This window comes from Halomonas sp. KG2 (genome assembly GCA_030440445.1).
GTDB lineage: Bacteria > Pseudomonadota > Gammaproteobacteria > Pseudomonadales > Halomonadaceae > Vreelandella.
This window is the reverse complement of the sequence record CP098528.1, coordinates 2,737,495-2,763,520: the sequence shown is the minus strand read 5'-3', so window position 1 is coordinate 2,763,520 and position 26,026 is coordinate 2,737,495. Positions and strand designations below refer to the sequence as shown.

Annotated in this window: 26 protein-coding genes; 14 read left to right on the top strand and 12 right to left on the bottom strand. The window is 54.0% G+C overall.

Translation table 11 applies throughout. The annotated features are described in order from the left end of the window. Nucleotide 1: 1 nt before the first annotated feature. Genes NDQ72_12980 through uxuA form a run of 3 tightly spaced genes read left to right on the top strand, consistent with a single transcriptional unit; the run spans nucleotide 2 to nucleotide 3,963 of the window. Nucleotides 2-1,285 carry a TRAP transporter large permease gene (locus NDQ72_12980; GenBank protein WKD26980.1) on the top strand — a complete coding sequence of 428 codons (1,284 nt, stop codon included), beginning with the start codon at nucleotides 2-4 and terminating at the stop codon, nucleotides 1,283-1,285. Nucleotides 1,286-1,287: 2 nt separating this feature from the next. Further along, entirely contained in the window at nucleotides 1,288-2,769 is a 1,482-nt protein-coding gene (locus NDQ72_12975; protein ID WKD26979.1) for a mannitol dehydrogenase family protein, read from the top strand. Between the two features lie 15 nt (nucleotides 2,770-2,784). After that, nucleotides 2,785-3,963 (top strand): mannonate dehydratase, encoded by a 1,179-nt coding sequence (gene uxuA, locus NDQ72_12970; protein WKD26978.1) that lies wholly within the window; start codon nucleotides 2,785-2,787, stop codon nucleotides 3,961-3,963. A gap of 81 nt (nucleotides 3,964-4,044) precedes the next feature. On the opposite strand, the gene NDQ72_12965 is transcribed toward uxuA, so the two are convergent. The 4 genes from NDQ72_12965 to NDQ72_12950 form a co-directional block, all read right to left on the bottom strand. Continuing rightward, nucleotides 4,045-5,544 (bottom strand): sodium:solute symporter family protein, encoded by a 1,500-nt coding sequence (locus tag NDQ72_12965; GenBank protein ID WKD26977.1) that lies wholly within the window; start codon nucleotides 5,542-5,544, stop codon nucleotides 4,045-4,047. 157 nt (nucleotides 5,545-5,701) lie between these two features. Next, nucleotides 5,702-6,094 carry a RidA family protein gene (locus NDQ72_12960; GenBank protein WKD26976.1) on the bottom strand — a complete coding sequence of 131 codons (393 nt, stop codon included), beginning with the start codon at nucleotides 6,092-6,094 and terminating at the stop codon, nucleotides 5,702-5,704. After that, a complete protein-coding gene (locus NDQ72_12955) occupies nucleotides 6,091-7,578 on the bottom strand; it encodes a D-aminoacylase (protein ID WKD26975.1) in 1,488 nt (495 codons plus the stop codon). Before NDQ72_12955 ends, NDQ72_12960 begins: the two co-directional genes overlap by 4 nt. 1 nt (nucleotide 7,579) lies before the next feature. Then, complete coding sequence (locus tag NDQ72_12950) at nucleotides 7,580-8,443, bottom strand: MurR/RpiR family transcriptional regulator (GenBank protein WKD26974.1); 864 nt, start codon at nucleotides 8,441-8,443, stop codon at nucleotides 7,580-7,582. A gap of 113 nt (nucleotides 8,444-8,556) precedes the next feature. Between NDQ72_12950 and NDQ72_12945 the strand changes: the two genes are divergently transcribed. After that, nucleotides 8,557-9,765 (top strand): amino acid deaminase, encoded by a 1,209-nt coding sequence (locus tag NDQ72_12945; GenBank protein WKD26973.1) that lies wholly within the window; start codon nucleotides 8,557-8,559, stop codon nucleotides 9,763-9,765. A 33-nt stretch (nucleotides 9,766-9,798) separates the two neighbouring features. Here NDQ72_12945 and NDQ72_12940 read toward each other — a convergent pair whose 3' ends face one another. The 4 genes from NDQ72_12940 to NDQ72_12925 form a co-directional block, all read right to left on the bottom strand. Further along, nucleotides 9,799-10,476, bottom strand: coding sequence for an HAD-IA family hydrolase (locus tag NDQ72_12940; protein WKD26972.1), 678 nt, complete (start codon nucleotides 10,474-10,476; stop codon nucleotides 9,799-9,801). After that, nucleotides 10,473-11,447: a D-glycerate dehydrogenase gene (locus tag NDQ72_12935; GenBank protein ID WKD26971.1), complete on the bottom strand. Its 975-nt coding sequence runs from the start codon at nucleotides 11,445-11,447 to the stop codon at nucleotides 10,473-10,475. Before NDQ72_12935 ends, NDQ72_12940 begins: the two co-directional genes overlap by 4 nt. Nucleotides 11,448-11,490: 43 nt before the next feature. After that, nucleotides 11,491-12,459, bottom strand: a complete 969-nt coding sequence (locus NDQ72_12930; GenBank protein ID WKD26970.1) for a sugar kinase — start codon at nucleotides 12,457-12,459, stop codon at nucleotides 11,491-11,493. Between the two features lie 95 nt (nucleotides 12,460-12,554). After that, a complete protein-coding gene (locus NDQ72_12925; GenBank protein WKD26969.1) occupies nucleotides 12,555-13,565 on the bottom strand; it encodes a substrate-binding domain-containing protein in 1,011 nt (336 codons plus the stop codon). Nucleotides 13,566-13,748: 183 nt separating this feature from the next. Here NDQ72_12925 and NDQ72_12920 point away from each other — a divergent pair, with 183 nt between their 5' ends. From NDQ72_12920 to NDQ72_12910, 3 genes are all read left to right on the top strand, one after another. Beyond that, nucleotides 13,749-14,612 carry a methyltransferase domain-containing protein gene (locus tag NDQ72_12920; protein ID WKD26968.1) on the top strand — a complete coding sequence of 288 codons (864 nt, stop codon included), beginning with the start codon at nucleotides 13,749-13,751 and terminating at the stop codon, nucleotides 14,610-14,612. Further along, the gene (locus NDQ72_12915) at nucleotides 14,609-15,598 is read left to right on the top strand and encodes a methyltransferase (protein WKD26967.1); all 990 of its coding nucleotides are present in this window, start codon (nucleotides 14,609-14,611) and stop codon (nucleotides 15,596-15,598) included. The genes NDQ72_12920 and NDQ72_12915 overlap by 4 nt, the downstream gene beginning before the upstream one ends. Nucleotides 15,599-15,682: 84 nt before the next feature. Continuing rightward, entirely contained in the window at nucleotides 15,683-16,411 is a 729-nt protein-coding gene (locus tag NDQ72_12910; GenBank protein WKD26966.1) for an SIMPL domain-containing protein, read from the top strand. Between the two features lie 11 nt (nucleotides 16,412-16,422). On the opposite strand, the gene greB is transcribed toward NDQ72_12910, so the two are convergent. Beyond that, the gene (gene greB, locus NDQ72_12905; protein ID WKD26965.1) at nucleotides 16,423-16,971 is read right to left on the bottom strand and encodes a transcription elongation factor GreB; all 549 of its coding nucleotides are present in this window, start codon (nucleotides 16,969-16,971) and stop codon (nucleotides 16,423-16,425) included. Between the two features lie 178 nt (nucleotides 16,972-17,149). On the opposite strand from greB, the gene NDQ72_12900 reads away from it, so the two are divergent. The 6 genes from NDQ72_12900 (at nucleotide 17,150) to cysN (ending at nucleotide 22,426) form a co-directional block, all read left to right on the top strand. After that, nucleotides 17,150-17,794, top strand: a complete 645-nt coding sequence (locus NDQ72_12900; GenBank protein WKD26964.1) for a hypothetical protein — start codon at nucleotides 17,150-17,152, stop codon at nucleotides 17,792-17,794. A 172-nt stretch (nucleotides 17,795-17,966) separates the two neighbouring features. Beyond that, nucleotides 17,967-18,653 carry an NUDIX domain-containing protein gene (locus tag NDQ72_12895; GenBank protein WKD26963.1) on the top strand — a complete coding sequence of 229 codons (687 nt, stop codon included), beginning with the start codon at nucleotides 17,967-17,969 and terminating at the stop codon, nucleotides 18,651-18,653. Between the two features lie 2 nt (nucleotides 18,654-18,655). Then, nucleotides 18,656-19,102 (top strand): DUF1249 domain-containing protein, encoded by a 447-nt coding sequence (locus NDQ72_12890; GenBank protein ID WKD26962.1) that lies wholly within the window; start codon nucleotides 18,656-18,658, stop codon nucleotides 19,100-19,102. Continuing rightward, entirely contained in the window at nucleotides 19,102-19,836 is a 735-nt protein-coding gene (locus tag NDQ72_12885; protein ID WKD26961.1) for a phosphodiesterase, read from the top strand. Before NDQ72_12890 ends, NDQ72_12885 begins: the two co-directional genes overlap by 1 nt. Before the next feature lie 178 nt (nucleotides 19,837-20,014). Next, a complete protein-coding gene (gene cysD / locus NDQ72_12880) occupies nucleotides 20,015-20,974 on the top strand; it encodes a sulfate adenylyltransferase subunit CysD (protein ID WKD26960.1) in 960 nt (319 codons plus the stop codon). Nucleotides 20,975-20,986: 12 nt separating this feature from the next. Then, on the top strand, nucleotides 20,987-22,426 hold the full coding sequence (cysN, locus tag NDQ72_12875) for a sulfate adenylyltransferase subunit CysN (protein WKD26959.1): 1,440 nt from the start codon (nucleotides 20,987-20,989) through the stop codon (nucleotides 22,424-22,426). A gap of 109 nt (nucleotides 22,427-22,535) precedes the next feature. Here the strand turns inward: cysN and NDQ72_12870 are convergent, their stop codons facing one another. Genes NDQ72_12870 through NDQ72_12860 form a run of 3 tightly spaced genes read right to left on the bottom strand, consistent with a single transcriptional unit; the run spans nucleotide 22,536 to nucleotide 24,842 of the window. Next, entirely contained in the window at nucleotides 22,536-23,378 is an 843-nt protein-coding gene (locus NDQ72_12870; GenBank protein ID WKD26958.1) for a substrate-binding domain-containing protein, read from the bottom strand. A gap of 16 nt (nucleotides 23,379-23,394) precedes the next feature. Then, complete coding sequence (locus NDQ72_12865; protein WKD26957.1) at nucleotides 23,395-24,141, bottom strand: ATP-binding cassette domain-containing protein; 747 nt, start codon at nucleotides 24,139-24,141, stop codon at nucleotides 23,395-23,397. Further along, entirely contained in the window at nucleotides 24,138-24,842 is a 705-nt protein-coding gene (locus NDQ72_12860; protein ID WKD26956.1) for an ABC transporter permease, read from the bottom strand. Before NDQ72_12860 ends, NDQ72_12865 begins: the two co-directional genes overlap by 4 nt. A gap of 164 nt (nucleotides 24,843-25,006) precedes the next feature. Between NDQ72_12860 and NDQ72_12855 the strand changes: the two genes are divergently transcribed. After that, nucleotides 25,007-25,894, top strand: a complete 888-nt coding sequence (locus NDQ72_12855; GenBank protein WKD26955.1) for a helix-turn-helix transcriptional regulator — start codon at nucleotides 25,007-25,009, stop codon at nucleotides 25,892-25,894. Nucleotides 25,895-26,026: the final 132 nt, after the last annotated feature.

The window sequence follows — 26,026 nt, the reverse complement described above, 5'->3', positions numbered from 1 at the left end:
CATGGAAGTCATTATCCTGTTTAGTGTTTTCTTGGTTCTGCTATTGGTAGGAATGCCTATAGCATTTGCGTTGGGGCTGGCGTCACTTTCTTACCTCCTTCTAGAGGGCATTTCGTTGACGATTGTGCCGCAACGCATGTACGCGGGAATCGATACCTTTGTGCTGCTCTGTATTCCCGGCTTTGTATTGGCCGGTAACCTGATGAATGCGGGCAATATTACGGAACATATTGTGCGCTTTGCCAACGCATTATTAGGCCATATTCGTGGTGGGCTGGGGCTGGCGAATGTCGGTGGATCGATGATTTTTGGCGGTATTTCAGGTACCGCTGTGGCGGATTCTGCCAGCATCGGTTCCGTGATGATCCCCGGGATGGCCCGTTCAGGCTACGATAAGACGTTTGCTGCTGCGGTGACCGCGGCGTCATCTACCATCGGGCCCATCATTCCGCCCAGCGTGCCGATGATTATCGCTGGTTCGCTAAGTGGTATTTCGGTAGGGCGGATGTTTCTCGCAGGCGCCGTACCGGGGCTGCTAATGGGCCTAGCGATGATGATCACGGTGTATATTTTGGCCGTTCGCCGTGGCTACCCTAAAGAGAAACGGGTGCCTTTCCTGCAACTGCTGCGTGAAGCGAAAACAGCATTTTGGGCTCTGCTGATGACCGTGATTATTCTCTACGGCATCATCGGTGGTTTCTTTACCCCAACGGAGGCGTCTATCGTTGCCTCTCTTTATGCGTTAGTTGTGGGCATGTACGTCTATAAAGGCCTGGCATGGAGAGACCTACCGTCAATCTTATCTGACACGGTATTAACCTCTGCGGCGCTGCTGTTGATGGTGGGGTTAGCCAACTTGTTTGGCTGGATACTGACCAGCGAACAGATCCCACAAATGATTGCCTCACTGATTCTCTCTATTAGCGACAACCCGCTGATTGTTTTACTCATCCTTAACCTGATTCTGCTATTTGTCGGCGCTTTTATGGAAACCATTGCAGCGCTGATTATTCTTTTCCCCGCCTTGGTGGGTGTGGCCACTGGTGTCGGTGTTGACCCGGTGCATTTTGCGGTTATCGCGGTATTAAACCTGATGATTGGTCTAACAACGCCGCCGGTAGGGGTATGTCTATTTGTAGTAGCAGGGATTGGCAAGCTGCCTATGTTGACGGTGGCAAAAGCCATCGTGCCATTTTTGCTGTGCAACTTAGCCGTGTTGCTGCTGGTAACTTATGTCCCCGCGATCTCGCTTTGGTTGCCTAACTTGCTGATGGGGAGTAATTAACGATGGCCCTGCAACGTATTGACGCTTCGCCAAAAAGTGGCCAGATCGCTATCGTCCACCTGGGCTTGGGGGCTTTCCACCGAGCTCACCAAGCCGTTTATTTAGAGCGCTATCGCCAGCGTAGTGGCGACGTTGAGTGGGGCGTGTGTAGCGCGAATTTACGCTCAAGCATTGGCTTGGTCGATGGCTTGCGTGATGCTGACTACCGTTATCAGGTAGCCGAATACGCTGACAGTGACACCCTGACCCTACGTGAAATAGGTGTGATCGAAGAGACGCTATTCTCGGGCCGTGATAACGCGGACGAAGGTATGGATAGCTGGGGCAGAGACCGAGAGACGCTGCTGGCGCGAATGGCCTCTGCCGATACGGGTATTGTGACTCTAACGGTGACCGAGAAGGGCTACTTTCTAAACCCAGCTAGCGGTGAATTAAGAGTCGATGATCCGATGATCATCGGTGATATAGCCTCGCCCCAACAACCGCGTACCGCCTCAGGACTATTGGTGGAAGCGTTAGCACGGCGGCGCGAGGCTGGCATTGGCGCCTTTACGGTGCTGTCTTGCGACAATATGCCGGATAACGGCAAACGAACACGTCAGGCGGTGGTACAACTGGCCGAGCATCGAGACGCAGAATTGGCCAGTTGGATTGCCAGTGAAGTGGCTTTTCCCTGCAGCATGGTGGATCGTATTGTGCCCGCGATGACCGATGCCGACTTTGAGCGCTTAACGGCATTGGGAGTTTCCGATCCAAATGCTGTGGTATGCGAAGCGTTTACGCAGTGGGTGGTCGAAGATAACTTTTCACTCGGGCGGCCGAGCTGGGAAGTTGAGGGCGTGGAGATGGTCGCCGATGTGGCGCCCTTTGAAACCATGAAGCTACGTATGCTCAATGGCAGCCACTCCTTACTGGCTTATCTGGGGGCATTAGCGGGTATTGAAACGGTCTTTGACGGCGTCAATCATTCCGAGCTTCGTGCTGCCTTACGCCGCTATATGCTTGAAGAGGCGGCCCCCACTCTTGAAATGCCCGATGGCATCGATTTAGGCGCCTATGCTGACTCGCTGCTGGCACGCTTCGCCAATGACAGTTTGCGTCATCGCCTGCAGCAAATTGCGATGGATGGTAGCCAAAAACTCCCGCAGCGCTGGCTCTCGGGCATGTTGGAGCGCAGTGTCGCTGGGCAATCATCTCCCTGCGTAGCGTTGGGGATGGCTGCCTGGATTCGCTACACCGCAGGCCAAGACTTACACGGCAATAGTTACCCTGTGGATGATCCGCTAGCCAAACGCTTTGCGGAGCTGCACCAAGCGCATGGCAGTGATCCCCGCGCTTTGGTAGCGGCCTATTTAGCCATGGACGACGTGGTGCCTAGTGAGTTGGCAGCGGATAAGCGGGTTGCCCAGGCTGTGCTGACCGCTTATCAGACGTTGACCCAAGATGGACTGGCTGGAGCGCTCGAAGCGCTTGAGCGCAACTAACATTAGGAGATCTCCATGGAGCATACTTGGCGCTGGTTTGGCCCAAACGATGCGATTCGCCTGGGAGAGATTCGCCAGACAGGCGCAACCGGTATCGTCACGGCACTGCATGAGGTGCCCAATGATCAGGTTTGGCCGGTTGAATCGATTCGTGAGCGTCAGCAGATGATCGAAGCGGCAGGCTTGGCATGGTCGGTGGTGGAGAGTGTGCCGGTACATGAGTCGATTAAAAAGGGGCTGCCCGAGCGGGATGCGCTGATAGCAACTTACTGTCAGACACTGCGCAATCTGGCGGCCTGTGGTATCGACACCGTTTGCTACAACTTTATGCCGGTGTTGGACTGGACGCGTACCGACCTGACCTACGAACTGCCCGATGGCGCTTTGGCGCTGCGCTTTGACCAGGTGGCGTTTGCCGCCTTTGATCTTTATTTGCTTCAGCGGCCAGCCGCCGAAGTGGAGTATAGCGACGAGGAGAAAGCCCTGGCACGCCGCTATCTGGACGCATTGGATAGCGCAGGGCGCGACAAACTAGTCAATACGCTGATCGCAGGGCTACCGGGTGCCGAAGAGCACTACACCCTTGAACAGTTTCGCGCGGTTTTGGAAGGGTATGCTGATATTGATGCTGCTCGGCTGCGGGAAAACCTTGGCTATTTTCTGCAAGCGGTTATCCCGGTCGCTGAAGAAGTGGGCATTCGTATGGCCATCCATCCAGATGACCCACCTCGACCGCTGCTGGGGCTTCCACGGATTGTCTCGACTCGTGAGGATGCCCAATGGGTTATCGATCGCGTTCCCAGCCCCGCCAATGGATTGACGCTTTGTACGGGCTCATACGGCGTTCGTGCAGGCAACGACTTGGTGGCGATGACTCGCCACTTTGCTGCGCATATTCACTTTATTCATCTGCGCGCCACCCAGCGAGAGGCGGATACGCTCTCGTTTCACGAGGCTCCGCACTTGGCCGGTGATGTGGATATGGTTGGTGTTATTCAAGCGCTGGTTGAAGAGGAGCACAGACGTGAAAGAGAGGGCGGAGCGCGTTTACCGCTGCGCCCAGATCACGGCCACCAACTTCTTGATGATCAACAGCGCAATACGGCACCCGGCTACCCGCTTTATGGGCGCATGCGCGGCCTAGCTGAGTTACGTGGTGTAGAGCTTTCGGTGCGGCAGTTAACTGCTCGATAACCCATTCTTACTCTTCAGCATATAAAAGCCCCACTGAGGTAATTCATCAGCGGGGCTTTTTGGCGCACTACTGGCTAACAATTAGCGAGATGCAGCGGGCACTTCATCATTGGTGAGTGTTGGCTCGGGCACTTGCTCCATACGCTGGCGCTCTTGGTCAAGAATCGCTAGCGCCTGCTCCGGGGTAACGCGGGAAGCGGGTGTCACTAGACTTACCATCACGCCTGCTACCAGTGCTACAAGCACCGCCGGAATGCTTGGGTTACCCCAGAAGGCTGTCCAGTCGCTATTGGCGATAATCGTTAAAGAGGTCGCCGACGCGCAAATTAGCGTGGCGATCGCGCCCTGCCAGTTGTAGCGGGGCCAGAAGCGACCGAGCATGGCACTCACAAACAGTCCTGACAGAATTGTCGAGATCATGCGGGTGATGTAGGTGATGACATTATCCGAGGCTAGTGCGAACAGCAGTGCCAGACCAATGGTTGCTACGAGTGCAATACGCGAGAAGCGTACAACATTTCGTGCGGAGGGCGTGCGGCCCGTTGCCAGCACATACAGATCGCGAATCAGCGTGGAAACGCCGGCAATCGCATCGGAGCTTGCACTCGACATGGTGGCGGAGAGGCCTGCTACCAACAGCAGTAAGCCCAGCCCAAGCGGCATGATTTCAGTGGCTAGAAAAGGGAAGGCGTAGTTGCTGTTTTCGAGCCCAGGGTTAAGCGCGTGAGTCGCCATGCCGATAATTGCGGGAATGATCGAGAAGCCCAGGTAGAGCGCGCCTGTAATTAAGAACGAGCGGCGTACCGAGCCCACTGATTTACCTGAATAGATGCGCTGACGAAAAGAGGGTGTTGCCAGTACGCCGATAGCAATAACGGCGGCAAGTGATAGCGCCGGTAGTCCGCCAATCTGACCAATGCCTAGAAAGCTCGTGGCGCCTGCATCCATACCCGCCGTAAGCCCTGAGAAGCCGCCAACCTCTACTAGCGCCAGCACTGCCATTAAGATAAAGCCCGCGAACAGTACGACCGCTTGAATAGTGTCAGTCCAGATAACCGCGAAATAACCACCGACCACGCAGTAAATGCCGAAGCCCAGAGCAACCAGAATACGTGCAGTCGTTAGATCAATGCCCGCCATCCAAGAGAGGTAAAGGCCACCGCCAAGAATATGGGCGCCCAGCCAGCCTATACAGGCAATATAGATAAGTAGCGCGACCACATTGCGCACCAGCCGGTTGGCGCCGACGTAGTAGGCGAGTTCCTCGCTCATGGTCATAAAACGCAGCTTACGAACGGGGGCAAAACACACGGCGAGTAGTAAAACTCCAATCGCGCCGCCAATGCCATATAAAGCGCCTGCCCAGCCGTTGGCATAACCGAACCCAACGGCACCCATGCTTGAACCAGTACCTACCATGGTGGCAACCGTGGTACCGACGGTAAGAAAGAGCGGTACGCTTCGCCCGCCGAGCAAGAAGTCGTCGCCGCTGCCCCGTTTGTGTCTTGAAATCCACCAACCAAACACAATCATGGCGACGATGTAGAGCACAAAGGTGGTAAGGAATAGTTGGCTGTTCATGTTAACCTCTTATCGTTGTTGATCCGGCCGTTGCCGCGGCCGGAGGTAGGCAATGGAAGCGATTACCGCAGGGCTTTTATCTGAATCACGCGGTAATCTGGCGCTGTGCCCTTGCCGGGGTACGGCGCTTTTTTTTGTGGTAGTTATTTTTAGGTGTTTAGGCGCGATCAGCGCGGAAGCACTTCACGTCAACCTCAACTTTGCAATCCACCACCAAGTCTTGAACGCTGCAGATGCGTGCCGGTGGGTTGTCGCCAAAGACCTCCTTAAACACTTTGTTGAAAGAGCTGAAATAGCGCGCATCGGTGAGCACGGTGGTGACATGTACGACATCTTCAACGCCGTAACCAGCTTCATGCATAATGGCCAGGCAGTTGTTGAAGGCGAGGCGAGTCTGCTCAACAATGCCGCCTTCAACGACTTCGCCATCGGTCATGGGAGTTTGGCCGGAGACGTATAGCCAGCCACCTGCCTCTACAGCGCGGGCAAAGGGCAGCTTCTGACCGCCGGTGCCTACGCCGCCTTCGGTGCCGTATCGTGTAATGCTCATGAGGTTTGCTCCTGGTTGGGGTGAAAGGTGGGAATTGATTGCAAAATGCGCTCTGTTCTGCGCAGCATCCTGCCCGCGCGTTGGTCTGAAATTGTGCCCTGGTGATAGGCGATTTTGCCGTTCACTATGACCATTTCGATGCCTCTAGCGGCCGCAATAGGGGTCTCGTAATTGGCCGTATCTTCAAGAGTTTTTAGATCAAAAAGGGTGAGGTCTGCGTAGGCGCCTATGCGGATCATGCCGCGATCTGTTAGGCCAAAATTAGCTGCCGAAAGGCTGGTCATTTTGCGCACCGCTTCGGCCAGCGGCATTAGCTTTAAATCGCGGCTGTAGTGAGCCAGTACACGCGGAAATGCACCCCAAAGACGCGGGTGAGGGTGCGGGTCGTTCGGTAAACCATCGGAACCGACCATGGAGAGCGGATGCGCTAACACTTGCTGCATATCCGCTTCACTCATGTTGTGGTAAACCGCCCCCGCTGGCTGTAGCTGTTTGGCAGCGTCTAAAAGAGATACTCCCCACTCGGCGGCGATCTCTTTAAGTGGGCGGCGCGCCTGCTCTGGGTGCGGTGTCGACCAGGTAATGGTGATCTCGATCTCATCTGTCACTTGGCCGAGATCGAGGGTGGAGGAGCCAGCGGTGTAGGGGTAGCAGTCGCAGTGAGCATGCTGATGTTGGGCGGCTGCCTCTAATTTACCCAACGCCTTACCAGCGCCTCCCCAATTACCCGCGCCGGCGCATTTTAGGTGCGAGATCACCAGAGGCACCTGGCCATTGCGAGCAGTGGAAAATGCTTCGTCCATGGCATCTAGCAGACCCGCAAACTCATCACGAAGATGGGTGGTATAGACGCCGCCTGATTTCCCAACGGCGGCCACCAGGGGAGCCATTTCGGTGGTCGGCGCATGTATCGCGTTGCGGTAGGCAAGCCCCGAACTGAGCCCTAATGCACCTTCATCCAGCGCTTGGCTTAGCAAAGCTTCCATGTTGGCAATTTCTTCTCGATTCGCAGGCCGGGAAAAGCTATCCATCACCTGGCTGCGTAGACTGGTATGCCCCACCAAGGCGGCGACGTTAATACTTGGTGCGGCAGCGTCCACGGCGTTGGCATAGGCGCTGAAACTTGGGTAGCGAAAGTCTTCTAGCTTGCCCAATAAATTCATGGGGTCGGGAACTTCGCTAGCGAGCGTCACGGGGCTGGCGCTGATTCCACAGTTACCCACCACCACCGTCGTTACTCCTTGTGTCAGCTTTGGCAGCATTTCTGGAGTACGAATAACATTGGTGTCGTCGTGAGTGTGGACGTCAATAAAGCCAGGAGCCAGATAGCGCTCTTGGGCGTCAATAATGGTGGTGGCGGTGGCGTAGGGCATATCACCGATGGCGCAGATACGTTCGCCTTGAATAGCCACATCGGCACGAAAATGGGCTGCGCCGGAGCCATCCAATACGTTGGCGTTACGAATCAGCAGGTCGTAAACCATCTTAATCTCCTAGTGGCTGGCGGTTGTCGCCACCGCGATGGTCATCGAGGCTAAGTTTGAGACGGCGTAATTTAGTTCGTGAACGCTCACGGTGGCGCATGGCAAGTTCAAGCGCTAACACGTCGATGACCGCCAGCATGGCGTAGCGGGAAGCTGAAGGGTGATAGATGAAGTCGGTTTCCCGCGAGGTAATCGGTAGCACAATGTCGGATGTTTCGGCTAAAGGAGAATTCAGAGCGGTGATGGCAATTACTTTTGCGCCGTACTGCTTGGCAATTTGTGCAGACTCCACCATCTCCGGTGTGTAGCCAGTGACTGATAGCACAACGACGACGTCATTCGGCTCTAAGGTTGACGCCACCATGCGGGGCAAGAGTGCTTGAGGGTAAGCGCAGATCGCATAGCCCAGTCTCACTAAACGGAATTGAAACTCTTGGCAGAGAATGCTGGAACCGCCTCCTGCGCCAAATACCAATATCTGGCGCGCTTGATCTAGCAGTTCAACCGCGCCTGCCACATCGGCCTGGAAGAGCAGGTCACGGTTAAGCGCCAAGGTTTGCGTGGCAATGTCATACACCACGCTTGAACTGTCTTCGGGGGTCGCTTCTTGTATAAAACGACGACCTGCTGCTAAAGCGCGTGTTAAGCGCGTTTTTAAGTCGCGCACATTCGTGCAGCCGATAGCGCGGGCAAATCGGGTGACGCTGGCATCACTTACTCCTGCGCGCTGGGCGATATCACCGATGCTTGCTTCAGTGACAAACTCGATGTCAGCAAATATCAGCTCGGCGACTTTCTTTTCAGCTTCGCGTAGGGCTGCAAAGTCAGTGGTAATACGTGACAAGATGTCGATTTCTTGGCTCACCGTGGACTCCTAATGGTTGCCTGATTTAGAAAGTATGTTAGTTTCTAACTTGAAGTCAATAGTTGTGAAAATATCTAACATTGATGTTTTTTTACAAAAGAGGAAATGGGCGAATGCAGACAATGCCATTGGTAATGGATAAAGGCGGTGAGGAATTGGGATCAAACCTGCTATCAGGTGTCAGCCTGCCTACTGCCGTGGTGCATGAAGGCCCACTGGCTCATAACGTAGCGTGGATGCAACGATTCGCTGAGGCTCATGGCGCTCACTTGGCGCCCCATGGCAAAACCACCATGACGCCCGCGCTTTTCCATCGACAGCTCCAGGCGGGGGCGTGGGGTATCACGCTTGCCACTGCACCCCAGTGTCGCGCGGCCTTCACCAATGGTGTCACTCGGATATTGATGGCGAACCAACTAGTTGGTCAGGCCAATATGGCCATCATCGCCAGCCTGATTGAGCAGGGCGCGACGTTTTACTGTGTGGTCGATAGTCAGGAAAACGTGCGTCAGCTCGGGCGTTTCTTTGCTGAGCGTGATTTGAATTTGGCGCTACTTATTGAGGTAGGGGTCACTGGGGGGCGTTGCGGCTGCCGCAATAAGCAGCAGATTCTTTCGCTGGCGGAGGCAATTGCTGATGAGCCAGCGCTTTCACTGGTGGGGCTAGAAGGCTATGAAGGTGTGGTTCACGGGGATAACCCCGAAGCGGGTATTCGTGTTTATGCTCAATATCTGGTGGATGTAGCGGTAGAGCTTGAAGCGGCTGGCCGCTTTGCGGAAGAAAACCCGATCGTAACGGCCTCAGGTTCTGCTTGGTATGACGTGATTGCAGAAGTCTTTGAGGGTGCACCGCTGCAGGGTCTATTTACCCCCGTGCTACGGCCTGGGTGTTATGTCGTCCACGATCATGGGCTTTATCGTGAAGCGCAGTCAGCGGTATTAGACCGCCGACCGGATTTACAGCAGGGGCTTGAGCCTGCTCTGGAAGTGTTTGCCCAGGTGCAGTCGCTTCCCGAACCTGGGCTTGCCATTGTGGCGCTCGGTAAGCGTGATATTGGTCATGACCAGTTACCGATTGCCCTGCGTCGTTTCCGGGAAGCAGGTAGCCCCTCGCAGCCATTGCCTGTGACTGGTTGGGAAGTGACGAAAATTATGGATCAGCACACTTTTGTGCGCCTACCCGAAGAAGCTCTGGATGTCGAAGTCGGTGATATCGTCGCGTTTGGCGCCTCTCATCCCTGCTTAACCTTTGATAAATGGCGCCAACTGCTGTTAGTGGATGACCAGTTAAACGTTAAAGAGCGTTTGGCCACCTACTTTTAAAAGAGGCTCTATGATCGCTCGCCGCGACGTCGCTTACGCGGCTAAGCGCGCAATAGCGGCGGGCAGTTCATGGGCGTGTTGAATACCAATGGCACCCTCGGGGGTAACTTCCTCGTTAGGGAAGTGGTTTAGGTGAATGACGTGCATGCCTGCTGCCAACCCTGCTTCCACTCCCACCGCCGCATCATCAATCACCACGCACTGTTGGGGTGAGTGGCCCATTGCGGCGGCGGCTTGGCGATACAGTTCAGGGTTGGGTTTCCAGACGTTTAAGGTATAGGCGCTAAACAGCCTGTCGCCAAAATGGTGGCTTAGCTCGGTGCTTTCCAGCGCACAGCGAATTTTGGGTTCGGGGCCATTAGACACCACCGCTTTGGGGTGGCTGCTTAACTGCTCCAATGCGGCGGGCATACCCGGTATCGCCACCAGCTCAGCACGCATGCGGGTTTCCATACGTGTCCGCATGTCTGCCTCAAGCTGAGAAAGCTTGCTGTTTTCCAATGTCTGAAAACGACGTTCCAGCGTTTGCACGATTGTCAGGAAACGTACCCCGCGAAATTCATCCATATATTGCTGTGCTGAGAAGGGTAGGTGAAATTCGGGAAGGATTTCACCCATCACCTCGGCAAGTAGTACTTCGCTATCCACCAGGGTGCCATCGCAGTCGAACAGTAAGCAGAGAGGTGTAGACGTGGTGTTAACAGCACTCATCGATATGCTTCCTCGTTGACCAGGCTGATAGGGCGTTCACCCTGAAGTGCCAAGCAAATATTATCCACCGCCCGCTGGGCCATGGCGTCGCGGGTTTCATGGGTGGCAGAGCCGATATGCGGCAGTGCGACCACATTGGGCATCTTCGGTAGCGGTGACGAGGAGGGGAGCGGCTCCTGCTCAAATACATCCAGCCCGGCTGCTTGAATAACGCCGTTTTTCAAGGCGTCTATTAACGCGTTTTCGTCGACGACTTTGCCCCGAGCGATATTGATGAAGATGGCGGAGGGCTTCATCAGCGCGAACTCATTCGCACCAAGCAAATGTTCGGTGTCGGCGGTGAGAGGCACGGTAACACAGACGAAATCGGCCTGGGCCAACAGCTCGTTGAGTTCGCGGCGCTGCGCACCCAGCTCCTTTTCAAGGGCAGGCTTGTGCGATGCATTGGAGTAAAGCACCCGCATACCAAAACCCAAAGCTCCGCGCCTGGCGACAGCCTGACCAATACGCCCAAATCCCACCATGCCGAGGGTTTTGCCATGCACATCGCTACCAAATAGTGCGGGGCCAATGCTGGCCTGCCATTTGTCCGCTTTGACCCACTCGGCTAATTCAACTACCCGGCGCGCCGTGGCCATGATCAGGGCAAAGCCTGTATCGGCGGTGGTTTCGGTAAGCACATCAGGCGTGTTACACAGCATAATGCCGCGCTGGGTCAGTTCCTCAACGGGGATGTTGTCATAGCCAACAGAGACGGTCGCGATGACTTTCAAGTTGGGCGCTGCGTCCAGCAACTGAGGGGTGATTGCCAAGCCGGAGCCGATAATGCCATGCGCTTGCGCTAGGTTGGAAAGCACGTCTTGTTGAGTGAGGTCTAATGGTTTGGATAGCCCAACTAACTGGGCGTGCTGTTCAAGTTCCGCCCATTGAGATGAGCTGAGCCGCCCTAGTACGATGACGCTCTTTTTCATGCTGCCTCCTGTCGCTTGGCTGGTGTTTGCGAATGCTAGTGGCTTAGCGTTGTTCTAGCGCCTGCAGCTGTTGGCGGCTAGGTAATCCTTCCATATCGCCCACTACTTGAACGGCCTGGGCGCCCACCAAGTTGCCGCGGTTCAATGCCTGCTGAGGCGTAAGACCATCTAATAAGGCGCTAATCGCGCCCACTGCGAAGCCATCGCCTGCGCCAACGGTATCGACTACTTCAGCGACTGGTTGACCAGGAACCAAATAACTTTCAAGTGAGCCGTTGATGTTGCCGCGATAGTAGCTACCTTCTGGCCCCAGTTTAATAATGACAGCCTTAACACCGCGCGCCAGATAGAAGTCGGCAATTGCTTCAGGCGATTCGCAGCCAGTGAGCAAGCGCCCTTCGGCCAGCCCTGGCAATACCCAATCGGCACGGCTGGCAAGTTCATTTAAGGTAGTGCGCATGACGTTCTCGTTGGGCCAAAGTGACGGACGCAGATTGGGGTCAAAGGAAATGCTTGCCCCATGAGCACGCGCCTGTTTCATTAAATGACGGGTAAGCTGGCAAGCACTTTCAGATAAGGCTGGGGTAATGCCTGTTGCGTGTAGGTGGGTAAGCGCCTGAAAGTCGACATTCTTAGCATCCTCGATAGAGAGATGGCTTGCGGCACTGCCTTGTCTGAAATATTCAACTCGTGGGTCAGCGCCGTCCTGTGCACGCTCTTTAAAGAGCAGCCCTGTGGGGCGCTGTGAGTCAGTGTGAATATGCTGGCTATCGATGTGCTCAGCTTCCAGTGCTTTGCGAATGAATTGGCCGAAACTGTCATTGCCCACTCGGCTTAGCCAGCAGACCTGAAAGCCCAGCCTAGAGAGGCCTATCGCGACATTATTATCGGCACCCGCCAAACGGCGATGAAAGTGCTCAATGTCTGCAAGAGGGCCGGGGGCATCGGCGACAAACATGGCCATGGCTTCGCCGAAGGTCAGTATTTTGGGTGCAGAATCAGACTGTGTCATAGGGCGTCTCACTCGTTTTGCTGCTGATTGGGAACGATACCATTTCGAGGTGTCAGTTGTACGGAGTCTCGCAACGCTGCAGGTAAGGGCTGTCCTTAGGGGATGGTGCTACCCCGGGCAATTAGCGTTGGTGAGTGTCGGGCTTGCACGGCGAGCTTGCCTGCGTGCTGGGGAAGCTGATTAAGCAGGCAGGCGACGGCGGCTTGACCAATCGCATCGGTTGGCTGGGCAAGGGTGGTGATGCCTGGCGACACGAGTTCACACCACTCCAACTCATCAATGCCTAGTAAGCCGATTGATCCCATCGTGAGGGCAAGGTGCTGAAAGCTGCGCACCATCGCGAGCGTTACGTTGCCATTGGCGCACAATACTGCCTTGGGAGCGCTGGCAGGCCGCTGGGTAAACTCGGTTAATGTTGGTATGGCTGAATGTTCATCTAGGCTGCTTAGCACTAGCGTCTGGTTGTCCAGGCCTAGGGTTTTTACTTGCTGCTTAAATCGTCTCAGCCGTTCTTGTCGAGCGCTGGCATGTTCAGGCGCTTCACTTACATAAAGCACTGAGCGATAGCCTTGTTGGACTAAGTGATCCAGTGCCATATCAATCGCTTGGGTGTTATCGAGCCCAATAACCTCGGCATCGAGCTGGCGAATTTCGCGATCAAGCAGCACCAGCGGAATACCGCTGTGCATTAATGCTTGCAGCTGAGATTCAGGTTGCCCCGCCGCATTGATAATCAGGCCTTCCACTTGGTAGGCGGCTAGCGATGCTAGTTGCGTTTGTTCTTGCTCTGGGTCGTTATCGGTATTACACACAATCAGCGAATAGCCATGGGCTCGTGCGGCCTGCTCCACGCCATGCACAGCGGCAACAGAAAAAGGGTTACGTATATCAGCCACTAGCATTCCCAGCAGCCGTGAGCCTCCGCCTTTTAAACCACGCGCCATGAGATTGGGCTGATAGCCCAATGTGTTAGCTGCCTGTTCAATCTGTGATTGGAGCTTGGGGGTTAGTCGTTCGCGTTCTGAACCGAAATAACGTGAGACACTGGTTTTGGATGTACCCGCTAATTTGGCAACTTCGATGAGGGTGGCCCGAGATGACGGCATAAGTGGCGTGTTTCTTAAATAAATGGGAACGTTCCCAAGTTAGCTGTTTTCGATCTGAAAGACAATACTCGTGGTATGGCTTGGCATCGACACTTAACCCTCGTCGTCTCCACTATCGGAGCAAGCCTTCTGCTCTCAGGCAGGTTAAACTACGCGACTTTGAGTCAACGCTTGGCGCCATGCATGCATCCCCTTAATACATCAACAAGTCATATTTCAAACAGCCATATTGCAAAAGGCTATGAGCTAACTCAGGCGGGAGATCGCTATTTCGATGGCCTGGTCGATAAGTTCTCCCGTTCGCTTTACCAAGCGCCCCGTGGCGAGCTGCGACTGGCGATGCTGGATTATTTGCTGCCGCAAATGCTGCGCCTGACGGCACAGCCAGTACTTGATGTTGGTGGTGGTTTAGGACAACTCTCGGGGTGGTTTGCTGAGCGTGGGCACGCGGTCACCATGGCAGAGCCTTCCCAGGATATGTTGACTCATGCAAACGCATGGCATGACGAGCGACGTGCTGCAGGTGCTTGGCCACCAGAACAGCTTCGCTATCTTGCCGCGCCACTTCAGTCGCTGCCGCAGCAAGCGCCAGGGCCTTGGCCGCTCATCACCTGTCACGCTGTGCTTGAGTGGCTAGGAGAGCCTGAGCAGGCCGTGCAAACGCTGGCTAGTCTGCTTGCCCCTGGCGGGCAGTTAAGTTTGATGGTGTTTAACCGCGATGCGTTGCGCTTTTCCAACGTCATCAAAGGTAACTTAAAAAAAGCGCTTAGCGACCAGCTTGAGGGTAAAGGTAAGCGACAGCGGTTAACGCCTATCTCACCGGTCACCCACGACGAAGTGTGCCAGTGGGCAGCGAATAACGGCCTGCTCATGGATTCCGTTGCCGGGATACGAATTTTTCAGGATTATTTACGCCATCCCTCTGCAGAGGAGAGTGATCAGGCAACGCTGCTGGCGCTCGAAAAGCAGTATTGCCGCCAAGATCCTCACTGGCGGCTAGGACGCTATTTACTTTATACCTTCACCAAACCCGAGGCTTATGTATGAGCGCGCAACTGCCGGCTTGCCAACTTCTTGAACGTTTCTATGGCCAATCGGCTAACTTATGGCCTGTTGCGCCGCCTGCTGATGCCTGGTTGCAAGCCCATTCTACGGCAATGATAAGTGGGGATGTGGCGCTGCGTGAACACTGGGCATCCGGCGGTACAGCAGCCGCTAGCCCGTTTGATGCCCCCTTTATTCAGCAGGCTGGGCAGGTGGTGCTGTTTTGGCCGAAGGCTCATCAACTGGGAATCTGGTGGCTAACATGGCTATGTCACGTGTTGCCTGAAAATACTCCGCTTGATGTTGTCGGTGAGCATCAGGGAGGCATCAAGCGCGTGCCTAAGATATTGAGTGAGTTGGGCATGCGCTGCGATAAGCTTGATAACGCTCGTCGTTGCTCGTTGTTTGCTACGCGCACGGTAGCGATGGGGCAGCCAGATAATGCGTGGCAAACCTTTGAAGCGCTGGATTTAAAACTGGTGAGTCATCCTGGCGTCTTTGGTCACGGCAAGGTTGATGAAGGCACGCGTTTAATGCTCGAAAGCATAGCGACTAGCTTGCCCAAAAAGCCGCTCAACGTGCTGGATGTGGGCTGTGGCGACGGCATTATTAGTGCTTGGCTTGCAGCGCGAGGCCATCAGGTCACCACTGTGGATGTCAGTGCGTTTGCAGTGGAAGCGTGCCGCCGAACGCTAGCAGCCAACCAGCTTAGTGGTCGGGTGCTTGAGAGCGACGTTTATTCAGCGCTTGAAGGTCAGCAGTTTGATCTGATAGTGAGTAACCCTCCGTTTCACCAGGAACGAGAGATTACCTATAGCCCTAGCGCACGCCTTATTTCAGAAGCGCCCAATCATTTATCGGCCAAGGGGCAGCTTGTGTTAGTGGCGAATGCCTTTCTTCCATACCCTGATGTGCTGGAAAGCACCTTCGGTGGTTTTGAGACCTTGGCAGATAATCGGCGCTTTAAAGTGTATCGAGCCGCTAAATAGCAAGCGCCACTGCTGAGACGACTATTTGCGTCTATGATGCCAATAGTAAGCCGCGTTTCGGCTTTACGTGTAAAGGAGATGGAAATGACAGGAAGCGTTCGTACGACGGCCGTTATTGGCAGTGCGTTGATCTTGGGCAGTTTGCTGGCGCTGGGGCTCGTGTGGGGAGGCAGTTACTTCAAAGGGGCTGCTGAGGTTTGGCAGCAGTCTTCACGCAGTGTCACCGTACGTGGCTTGGCCGAGCGCGAAGTGGCGGCGGATATGGTGCTATGGCCACTTAACTATACTGTTAATGCCAATTCGCTTTCTGACTTAGAGCAGCAACTTTCCAGCAATGAGCAGTTGATTCGCCAATTTCTGGACGCCCGTGGTTTCGATATGGGCAACGTCAGCGTAACGCCACCACGTATCACTGATCAATTTAGCAATATGTATGGTGGCGAACGCCCCGACGAGCGCTATCGCGCTGAGGCTACGTTGCTGCTACGTACTGATAATGTTAGTGGGGTGATAGAGGCGGTGCCCCAAGCCACTGCTTTGGTACGTCAAGGCGTGCTGTTGTCGCCTAGCTATGAATACCGCACTGAGTTTTTGTTTACTGGCCTAGACGCGATTAAGCCTGAAATGATTGCTGAAGCGACGGCTGATGCACGCAATGCAGCCCAGCAGTTTGCCGAAGATTCTGGTAGTGGTGTTGGGGGAATACGCCAAGCGACCCAGGGCTACTTTTCCATTGAAGATCTCGATAGCTATACACCCCATATCAAACGAATCAGAGTCGTTACTACGGTAGATTACTCGTTAGAAGAGTAGTCCTTAGCGCCTCAAGTAGACGGTGATTTCATGCCCGGATAACGGATCGCCGTGATGGAGTAGAACGTCTCGCCATTGGGTGTGAGTACCGTGATATCGTCGTCTACTTCTTTCCCGAGCAGTGCTTTGGCCATGGGAGCATCGATACTGATCCAGCGCTTTTTGGTATCGATTTCGTCGTGGCCAACAATTCTAAGATGAACCTGCTCTCCGCTTTCATCTTGCAAATCTACGTACGCGCCGAAAAAAACCTTGCTGGTGTCAGCGGGCAGACGATCAACAATCTGCAGTTCGTCCAACCGTTTTGTTAGGTAGCCAATACGCGCAATAACGCGGTTTAACTCTTTCTTGTTATAGGTGTAATCGGCATTTTCACTGCGGTCACCCTGGGCGGCCGCTTCGCCGACTTTGGCCGAAATGGCGGGGCGTTTAACTCGCGATAGATGGTCCAGGACAGCGCGCAGGCGAGCCGCACCCTCTGCTGTGATCAGGTTGCTCTTAGGTTGTTGGCGCGGGTCTTTCGCTGGATCGCGCCAGCGCGTCATATTTCGGCCTTTCATTGCGTTTTTCACCTCCTCAAAGAGCACCAGCTTACGCTAATGGCAGTGTGGTTAACAAAGCGCTTATTTATTGGCGATTCATTCAAACGTTCGTTACATTATGGGTGTGGGGGATATCAGACCCCAAAACCAAACGTATTACTTGTTAGAAAGCACAAAAATAAACCAGGAGCTTATTATGCGCACACCCCCTTTTTCTCGTTTACTCATTGCAGCGGCGTTAGGTAGCGCCTTAGCGTTAGCCCCATTAAGCGTGTCGGCTTATGAAAGCGATGTGTTCTCGCTAAAAAATCGTTGGGAACACACCGTCACTGAGATGCCAGCTAACGAGCGCGAGAGCACGCTTAAAGCGCTGGCCAGTGAGGCTGAGCAACTGGCTAGCCAACACCCTGATCAAGCGGAAGTATTAATCTGGCAAGGCATCGTGCTGGCTTCCTATGCACGTGAACGCGGCGGGCTTGGTGCATTAGGCACCGCGGGCGATGCCCGCGATGTGCTGGAGCGGGCCATTGAAATCGACCCACAAGGCGGTAATGGTTCGGCTTATGTCACGCTAGGAGCGCTATACGACCGCGCCCCAGGCAGGCCATTAGGCTTTGGCAACAGCGATACCGCTGAGCGCATGTTTCAGCGCGCGCTAGAGATTCGCCCAGACGGTATTGATGTGAACTATTACTACGCGGCGTTCTTGAAAGAAGAAGGTAATACCCAAGCTGCTCGTGAGCATGCCCAGCGCGCGGTGAATGGTACTGCACGCGAGACTCGTCAAAAATCTGATGAAGCACTGCGCCGGGATGCCGAGGTATTACTCGGCGAGCTGTAGACTGTTAGCCAAGGCGCCTAGCGCTAAGGTTGATAGAAACACTAAGGTTGATAGAAACACTAAGGTTGATAGAAACGCTAAGGTTGATAGAAACGCTAAGGTTGATAGGCGCATTGGCATTCCCAGTGGTAAGCATTGATAATAGAACGATTGTTAACACTGGGAGTGCTTCATGGCATCTAGCCCTAATTCATTAGTGCCCGATGCGTCAGCGCCGCCTCAGTTAGGCCGAGACGATGTCGAGCTTATTCAGCGAGAGACCCTTTATCAGGGGTTTTTCCGTTTGGAAGCCTTAGAACTGCGTCATCGTCTGTTTGAAGGTGGCTGGAGCGGCACGATGCGGCGTGAGGTGCATAACCGCTTTGATGCTGTTGGCGTGCTGCTTTACGACCCTGCTCGTGACGCATTAGTACTTGTTGAACAGTTTCGTGCTGGCGCGATTGACGATCCGCTTTCCCCTTGGAAGTTAGAGTTAGTGGCGGGACTGGCAGATAAAGACGAGTCCCTTGAAGATGTTGCCCGCCGCGAAGCCATGGAAGAGTCTGGCTGCCAGGTTGGCGTGCTGACTAAATTGCATACTTATTATCCAAGCCCAGGGGCGTGTAACGAACGCGTGACGCTATTTTGTGGTTTAGTCGATACCCAGGGTATGGGGGGGATTCATGGCCTGGATGATGAGCACGAAGATATCCGTGTTCATGTGGTGGCTTTTCCGACAGCATGGGAACTCCTGGAACAGGGAAGACTCGATAACGCCATGTGTTTGATTGGGCTACATTGGTTAGCGAGCCAGCGCGCTTCGCTGCGTGCTGCTTCTCATCGAGCAGCGACAATGCCAAGCGAATCTGAAAAGGAGTGAACATGGCTAGAACTGCCTATGTCACCGATTTAAAGTCCCTGCAGGGCGAGTGTAGCGCCAACTATATGCGCATGCTTCGTTTGGTAGGTGATATGGAAAGTGGCCAGCGACGTGATATCGCGCTGCATGGCGATGACCAGCATTTCGGCGATTTACATCTTAAGATTCTGGAGCAGGCGCCCTATACCACGATGGTGGAAGTGACCCAGAGTGGGCCGCTGGATGCGGTTATTGAAGGCCCCAGAATGCGTGTCCATCTCTACCATGATGTACGTATGGCAGAAGTGACTGATTTTCAGCGTGAGCGCCACTTTAGTGGTCGCTATCGCTATCCGAATGCCAGAATGCACCAGCCAGATGAGAAGCTGCAGCTGAATCGCTTTCTAGGTGAGTGGCTGGCGCATGGCTTAGCCCATGGCCATGCCTGTGATATGCCGGAGTTACCCTGATGCGGCTGGTTCAGATAACTGATTCGCACCTGCATGCCGATAAGGCGGCTCGCTCACGGGCGGGAATTCCGTGGCAGCAGTTTGAGCGTGTGCTGGAAGCAGTGATCGCTGAGCGGCCCGACATCGTCGTATTTAGCGGTGATGTAAGCCAAGATGAAACGGCTGCCTCTTATGCGTTGGCATGCCAAGCGCTGGCATCATTGCCGTGCCCATGGTTCTGGATTCCTGGCAATCACGATCAGCTTGCCTTTATGCAAGCGGAGCACCCGCTGGTGGAGGAAGTCGACCTGGCTCAATGGCGATTATTGCTGTTGGATACCCATGTGGAAGGCCAGCCGCATGGTGAATTGGGCGCTGAGCGCTTAAACGCACTGGCTGAGCGCCTAGAAGAAGATGGTCGTCCAACCTTGATTGTGATGCATCATCCCCCCGTTGATGTGGGCGCTGTGTGGATGGACGCTATTGGCCTTCAAGATCGCGAGGCGTTTTGGCAACTGTTAAACCGCCACCCTCAGGTTAAAATCATCCTGTTTGGTCATGCCCACCAAGCCTATGCCCAGTCGCACCGTACCGCGGATGGCAAGATTGACGTGTATGGTTGTCCTGCCATCGCAGACCAGTTCTTACCCGGCGCTGAGCAGTTTGCGATTGATGAAGCATCTCGACCCGGCTATCGAATCATTGATCTTCATGGCAGTGATTGGCAGACCTGGATTGAGCGTGTTGTCGTATAGTGTGTGCCTGTGATGACACTGTTAGGCAATAAAGATATAAAAAGATAGTTATTAATTCTTTTGGGTTATTATTGGCTCGGCGTTACCCTATCCTCAAATAACCGTCTTTCGGCAACATTGCCGTTAGTCGGAAAATAGCGTTTGCACGTGCAAGCACCGTTTTATGAGGGAGTAGGTAATGAACCAGTTTTCTGCGCCGTCAGCGTCCCAGCGTGAGGTGTCTGCCACACCTGACGCGGCACGTTTGACCCATCTAAAGCAGCTAGAAGCTGAATCGATACATATTATCCGGGAAGTCGCCGCTGAGTTTAGTAACCCGGTCATGATGTACTCCATCGGTAAAGACTCCTCGGTGATGCTGCACTTGGCGCGCAAAGCCTTCTACCCGGGGACACCGCCATTCCCGTTGATGCATGTGGACACCACCTGGAAGTTTCGTGAAATGATCGAGTTTCGTAACCGCATGGCAGAAGAAGCGGGAATGGAGCTGATTGTGCATACCAATGAGGAGGGGCGGGCTGCCAATATCAACCCCTTCGACCACGGTAGTGCGAAATATACCGACATCATGAAAACCCAAGCGTTGAAGCAAGCGCTGGATAAGCATGGCTTTGATGCGGCTTTCGGCGGCGCACGGCGTGATGAGGAAGCCTCGCGCGCTAAAGAGCGTGTCTACTCCTTCCGCGATAAATACCACCGCTGGGATCCAAAGAGTCAGCGCCCTGAGCTTTGGAATGTGTATAACGCCAACGTTAACAAGGGCGAGTCAATTCGCGTCTTCCCACTTTCGAATTGGACCGAGCTGGATATCTGGCAGTACATCTATCTTGAGTCGATTCCGATTGTGCCACTTTACTTCGCCGCCAAGCGTCCTGTGGTTGAGCGTGATGGCATGCAGGTTATGGTTGACGATGATCGCTTGCCTTTGGCACCCGATGAAGTGCCTGAAGAGAAGTTTGTGCGCTTCAGAACGCTGGGCTGTTATCCACTGACCGGTGCGGTGGAATCAACGGCAGCGACACTGCCCGAGATTATTCAAGAGATGCTGTTGACCAAAACCAGTGAGCGTAGTGGCCGTGCCATTGATCGTGACCAGGTCGGTTCGATGGAGAAGAAAAAGCGCGAAGGCTATTTTTAAGGAGTAGGTCTAATGGCTCATCAATCCAATTTAATTGCTGACAATATCGAGCAGTACCTTCACGAGCACGAAAACAAAGACCTGCTGCGCTTTATTACCTGCGGCAGTGTTGATGACGGCAAATCTACGCTGATCGGGCGACTGCTGCACGACTCTAAAATGATCTTTGAAGATCAACTGGCGGCAATTACCCAAGCGTCTAAAACCAGTGGCACGACCGGTGATACGGTTGATTTGGCGCTGTTGGTAGATGGTTTGCAGTCAGAGCGAGAACAGGGCATTACCATTGATGTTGCTTATCGCTTTTTCTCCACCGAAAAGCGTAAGTTCATCATTGCGGATACCCCAGGACATGAGCAGTACACCCGAAATATGGCCACGGGCGCTTCAACGGCCAGCTTGGCGATTATTTTGATTGATGCCCGTTATGGGGTGCAGACCCAAACTCGTCGCCATAGCTTTATTGCCGATTTGCTGGGTATTCAACACTTGGTGATTGCGGTAAACAAAATGGATTTGGTGGAGTTCTCTGAGCAGCGCTTCAACGAGATTGTTGACGAGTACCGCGCGTTTGCCACCAACCTTAGCGCACCGGATATTCGCTTTGTCCCCATGTCGGCACTCAACGGCGACAACGTCGTCAACCCAAGTGATCAGACGCCTTGGTATTTCGGTACGGATTATGAAGGTAAAACGCTGATTGAGCTGCTGGAAAGTGTCGAAATCAGTCGTGACCAAAACCTCACTGATTTACGTTTGCCGGTACAGTACGTTAATCGCCCGAATCTGGATTTTCGCGGTTATTGCGGCACATTAGCGGCAGGTATTCTGCACCCAGGCCAGGAAGTAAAGGCGCTGCCATCGGGTAAAACGTCACGGGTTGAGCGCATTGTGACGTTTGACGGCGACTTAAGCGCCGCTTATCCAGGCCAAGCAATAACCGTCACCCTGGAAGATGAGATTGATATTTCCCGCGGTGATTGGATTGTTAGTGCCGACGCCGACTTACCGCTTTCTAATGCGTTCATGGCGGATATTGTATGGATGCATGAAGATGCACTGGCGCCGGGAAAACTGTATGACTTTAAGCTCGCCACCCGAGATCTATCTGGGCAGGTAAGTGCCATCGAGTACCAGATTGACGTTAATACACTTGAAAGACACGCCACTGACTCGCTGGGGTTAAACGCGATTGCTCGCTGTGAGGTAGAGTTAACAGCCGCGATTCCAGTGGATGATTATCGAACCAGCCCTGGTACTGGTAGCTTTATCATCATCGACAGACTGACCAACGTAACGGTTGGCGCTGGCATGATTCGCGGAACAGCCGATGCCCGCGAGCAGGTCAGTGGCGCTACTGATTGGGCAGCCTTTGAGCGTGATTTTAACGCGCTAGTGCGTAAGCATTTTCCGCACTGGGAAGCGAAGGATGTGCGCGACTTGCTGCGTTAACAGGGTCTGTTAGCAAGTACTGTTAGTAGGTACTGGTAGCAGGTGCGTGAGCTGAACCAAAAAGCCGCCTTGGTCATTGACCAAGGCGGCTTTTACGTAAGGAGCAGCGCTACTGTGTGTTAGACGAAGACTGCGCGTTAGGGAAAAACAGCTGTTGGCCGTTGACGTCAAAATCGGCAATCGCTTGCTGTCCTTCTTCAGACACCAGCCACTGGTGCCACTGGGCCGCTAAATCATGCTTCAAGTGCGGGTGTTGCTGTTCAGAAAGCAGCAGAGTGCCGTACTGATTAAACAGCGCATCGTCGCCTTCAAATAACAGCGTTAAGTCTTGCGGGTTTTCAAACGCTACCCAGGTTGCACGGTCAGTGAATGTGTAGGCGTTCATACCTGCAGCGGTGTTTAGAGTTGGCCCCATGCCGCTACCTAACTCGCGATACCACTCACCTTGAGGGGTCACCTCTGCACCTTCCCATACACGCAGTTCGGCACGGTTGGTGCCGCTATCATCTCCTCGGGATGCAAAGGGTGATTCGCTTTCCGCGATACGTGAAAAAGCCTCGGTGACATTGGTACTACTGCTCACATCTGCAGGGTCATCGCTGGGACCGACAATCACAAAGTCGTTATACATGACGTCCAGGCGCTCGCTGGCGTAGCCATCGGCGACAAACTGCTCTTCGCCCGCCGTGTCATGCACCAGCAGGCTATCGGCATCTCCTCGGCGGGCAATCTCAAATGCTTGTCCTGTCCCTACGGCGACCACACGCACATCAATGCCCGTGGTGTCGGTGAAGGTAGGAATAATCGCGTCAAATAGCCCTGAGTTTTCAGTGGAGGTGGTTGACGCTAAGGTGATGAAATCATCGTTAGCGAGCAGTGAGGCACTCCACGAGAGGCCTACTAATCCTGAGGTTAGTAAGCTAGCGGTAGTCAATATTGTGGTTTTTTTCATAGGGTTGCTCCTGGGGTTACCAAACAAGTTCGCCGCGAATAAAGGCTCCCGCTTGCGTGGAAGCTGGCGTGTTAAAAAAGTCTTGGGCCTGCGTGTGCTCTAGCACTTGGCCGCTATACATAAACACCACCTCATCAGCTAGGCGGCGTGCTTGATGCAGGTCGTGGGTGGTCATAATGATGCGCGTGCCGTTCTGGTGAAATTCATTTACCGCATCTTCAACCGCCTTGATAGCAGCAGGGTCTAGAGCAGATGTAGGCTCATCTAAGAACAGCACGGCAGGGTTAAGTAGCCAGGCACGAGCAAGCGCAAGGCGCTGCTGTTCGCCGCCGGAGAGCACCCGGGCAGGACGCTTGGCAAGCGCGACTAAGCCAAATTTTTCGAGTGCCTGCTGGGCCATGTGCTTGCGCTGCCGACGTGGCACTCCGCTAACTGCCAGGGCATAGGTCAAATTATCGATTGCCGAGCGTCGCAGTAGCACCGGGCGCTGAAACACCATGGCTTGGGCCGGTGGCTCTCCCTGCCAGCTAACGTGCCCACTACTGGGGGTGAGCAGGCCGTGTGCCAAACGCATTAACAGGCTCTTTCCTGCACCGTTGGGACCCATAATAAGTGTGCGCTGGCAGCCTGAGAGTGTCAGCGTGGTGGGGGCGAGTAAACGATGGCCGCGATGCTCAAAACTGACCTGCTCAAAATGTAGCGTAGGCACGGTCGTCATAAGAGACTGGGGGAAACTCGCTGGTGGAAAAATAGACGCGTTCATCCCAATCGCCTCTTGGCCGTTTCACTGATCGTGTGAGCCAATGCATTAATCAGCGTTACAAGGCTAAGCAGCACGATGCCTAATCCCAGCGCGAGGGGGAGGTTGCCTTTACTGGTTTCCAACACAATGCTGGTAGTCATTACGCGGGTGACGCCATCGATATTGCCACCGACAATCATCACCGCACCGACTTCAGCGCTAGCGCGGCCAAAGCCTGCGAGTATCACGGTTAATAGTCCGAAACGTGCGTCCCACAGTAGAGTAGGCATCATCCGTAGCTGCTTCAGGCCAAGAGAGCGCAGCTGTTCGGCATACTCGTTATGCAGTGTCTCTACTTGCTGGCGAGTAAGCGCGGCAATAATCGGGAATACTAAAATGACTTGTGCAATCACCATGGCCGTTGGCGTAAACAGCAGCCCAAACTGACCTAGTGGCCCTGCGCGAGAAAGCAGCAGATAGACACATAGCCCAGCGACCACTGGGGGAAGGCCCATGAGCGCATTGAGCAGCACAATCAACGCATTGCGGCCAGGGAAGCGCCAAAGAGCGAGTGCAGCGCCTAGTGGTAATGCCAGTACACAAGCAAGCAGTACTGCAAGCAGCGACACCTGCAGTGACAGCGTCACGATATCGATTAGCCCCTGATCCATTCCCAGAATCAAGGCAAACGCTGTGTAAAAAGGGTTCTCACTTGGGGACATTGCCGTTCGCACCCTCATTTTTGTTATTCAGCATCGTTTTTAACAACCGACATCATGTGACTTCAATTACTTTGAGGCGCATTACTAGCATCATGTACGCAAACTTGATGTAATGCACTGTGGTCTGAAATATATGCAGCTATATGCAGTAAATGGCGAGGCGTATGAACATGTTAAGGGAATTCCTCACCACGGCAGAGGTGGCCGACTACCTGCGCTTAAAAGAGCGAAAAGTGTATGACTTGGTGCGCCAGGGGCAGATACCTTGCAGCCGCGCTACCGGAAAATTGCTCTTTCCTCGTCAGCATATCGATATGTGGGTGCTTAGCCATTTAGAAGGTGACCAAGCGTTGCGTTCACCGCTGCCGTTGATAGTGGCGGGTAGCCAAGATCCACTGTTGGAGTGGGCGGTTCGCGAAAGCGGCAGTGATTTGGCTTCACTGTGCCACGGCAGTGGTGATGGCCTGCGCCGCTTGATGGAAGGAAAAGCGCTGCTGGCGGGTATTCACTTACTCAACTTTGAATCCGGGCGCTATAACGAGCCAGCGGCACTAGGGCTGGGGGGGGTGCGGGACTTAATCGTGCTGCATTGGGCGAAGCGCCAGCAGGGGTTGCTAGTGGCGCCGGGAAATCCACTGGGCATTCAAACGCTCAGTGATATTTCTCGCCAGAAGGTTACGCTTGCCCACCGTCAGCCTGATGCAGGTGCGGCTCAGTTACTGCGTTGCCTGCTACAGCGGTCAGCGATTGAACCGAACACACTCAATTGGGCAGCTAACGTTTCGTTGAGCGAAGATGATTTAGCCCTTTCCATTGCTCAAGGTGAAGCGGACGTTGGACTTGGGGTCGAAGCTGCAGCCCGTCGTCAACACCTACACTTTATACCGCTAATTGAAGAATCTTTTGACTTGGTAATGCACCGCCGAAGTTACTTCGAACCAGCGGTTCAGGCGCTTATCTCATTTACTCGCCAGGAGCGTTTTATCCAGCGGGCGGGGGCTTTGCAAGGCTATAACGTGAGCGGCTTGGGAGAAGTGTTGTACAACGCTTAGCAATATGGCTTTTGGCGGTTGAGGGACACCCGCCATTACGCCACACTGGTGACCGTTTAGCTATTTAACAGAGCCATCACAGGAAGTGAACAATGTTGGGAATGACGCAAAATATAGCGGTTGCCGATGACG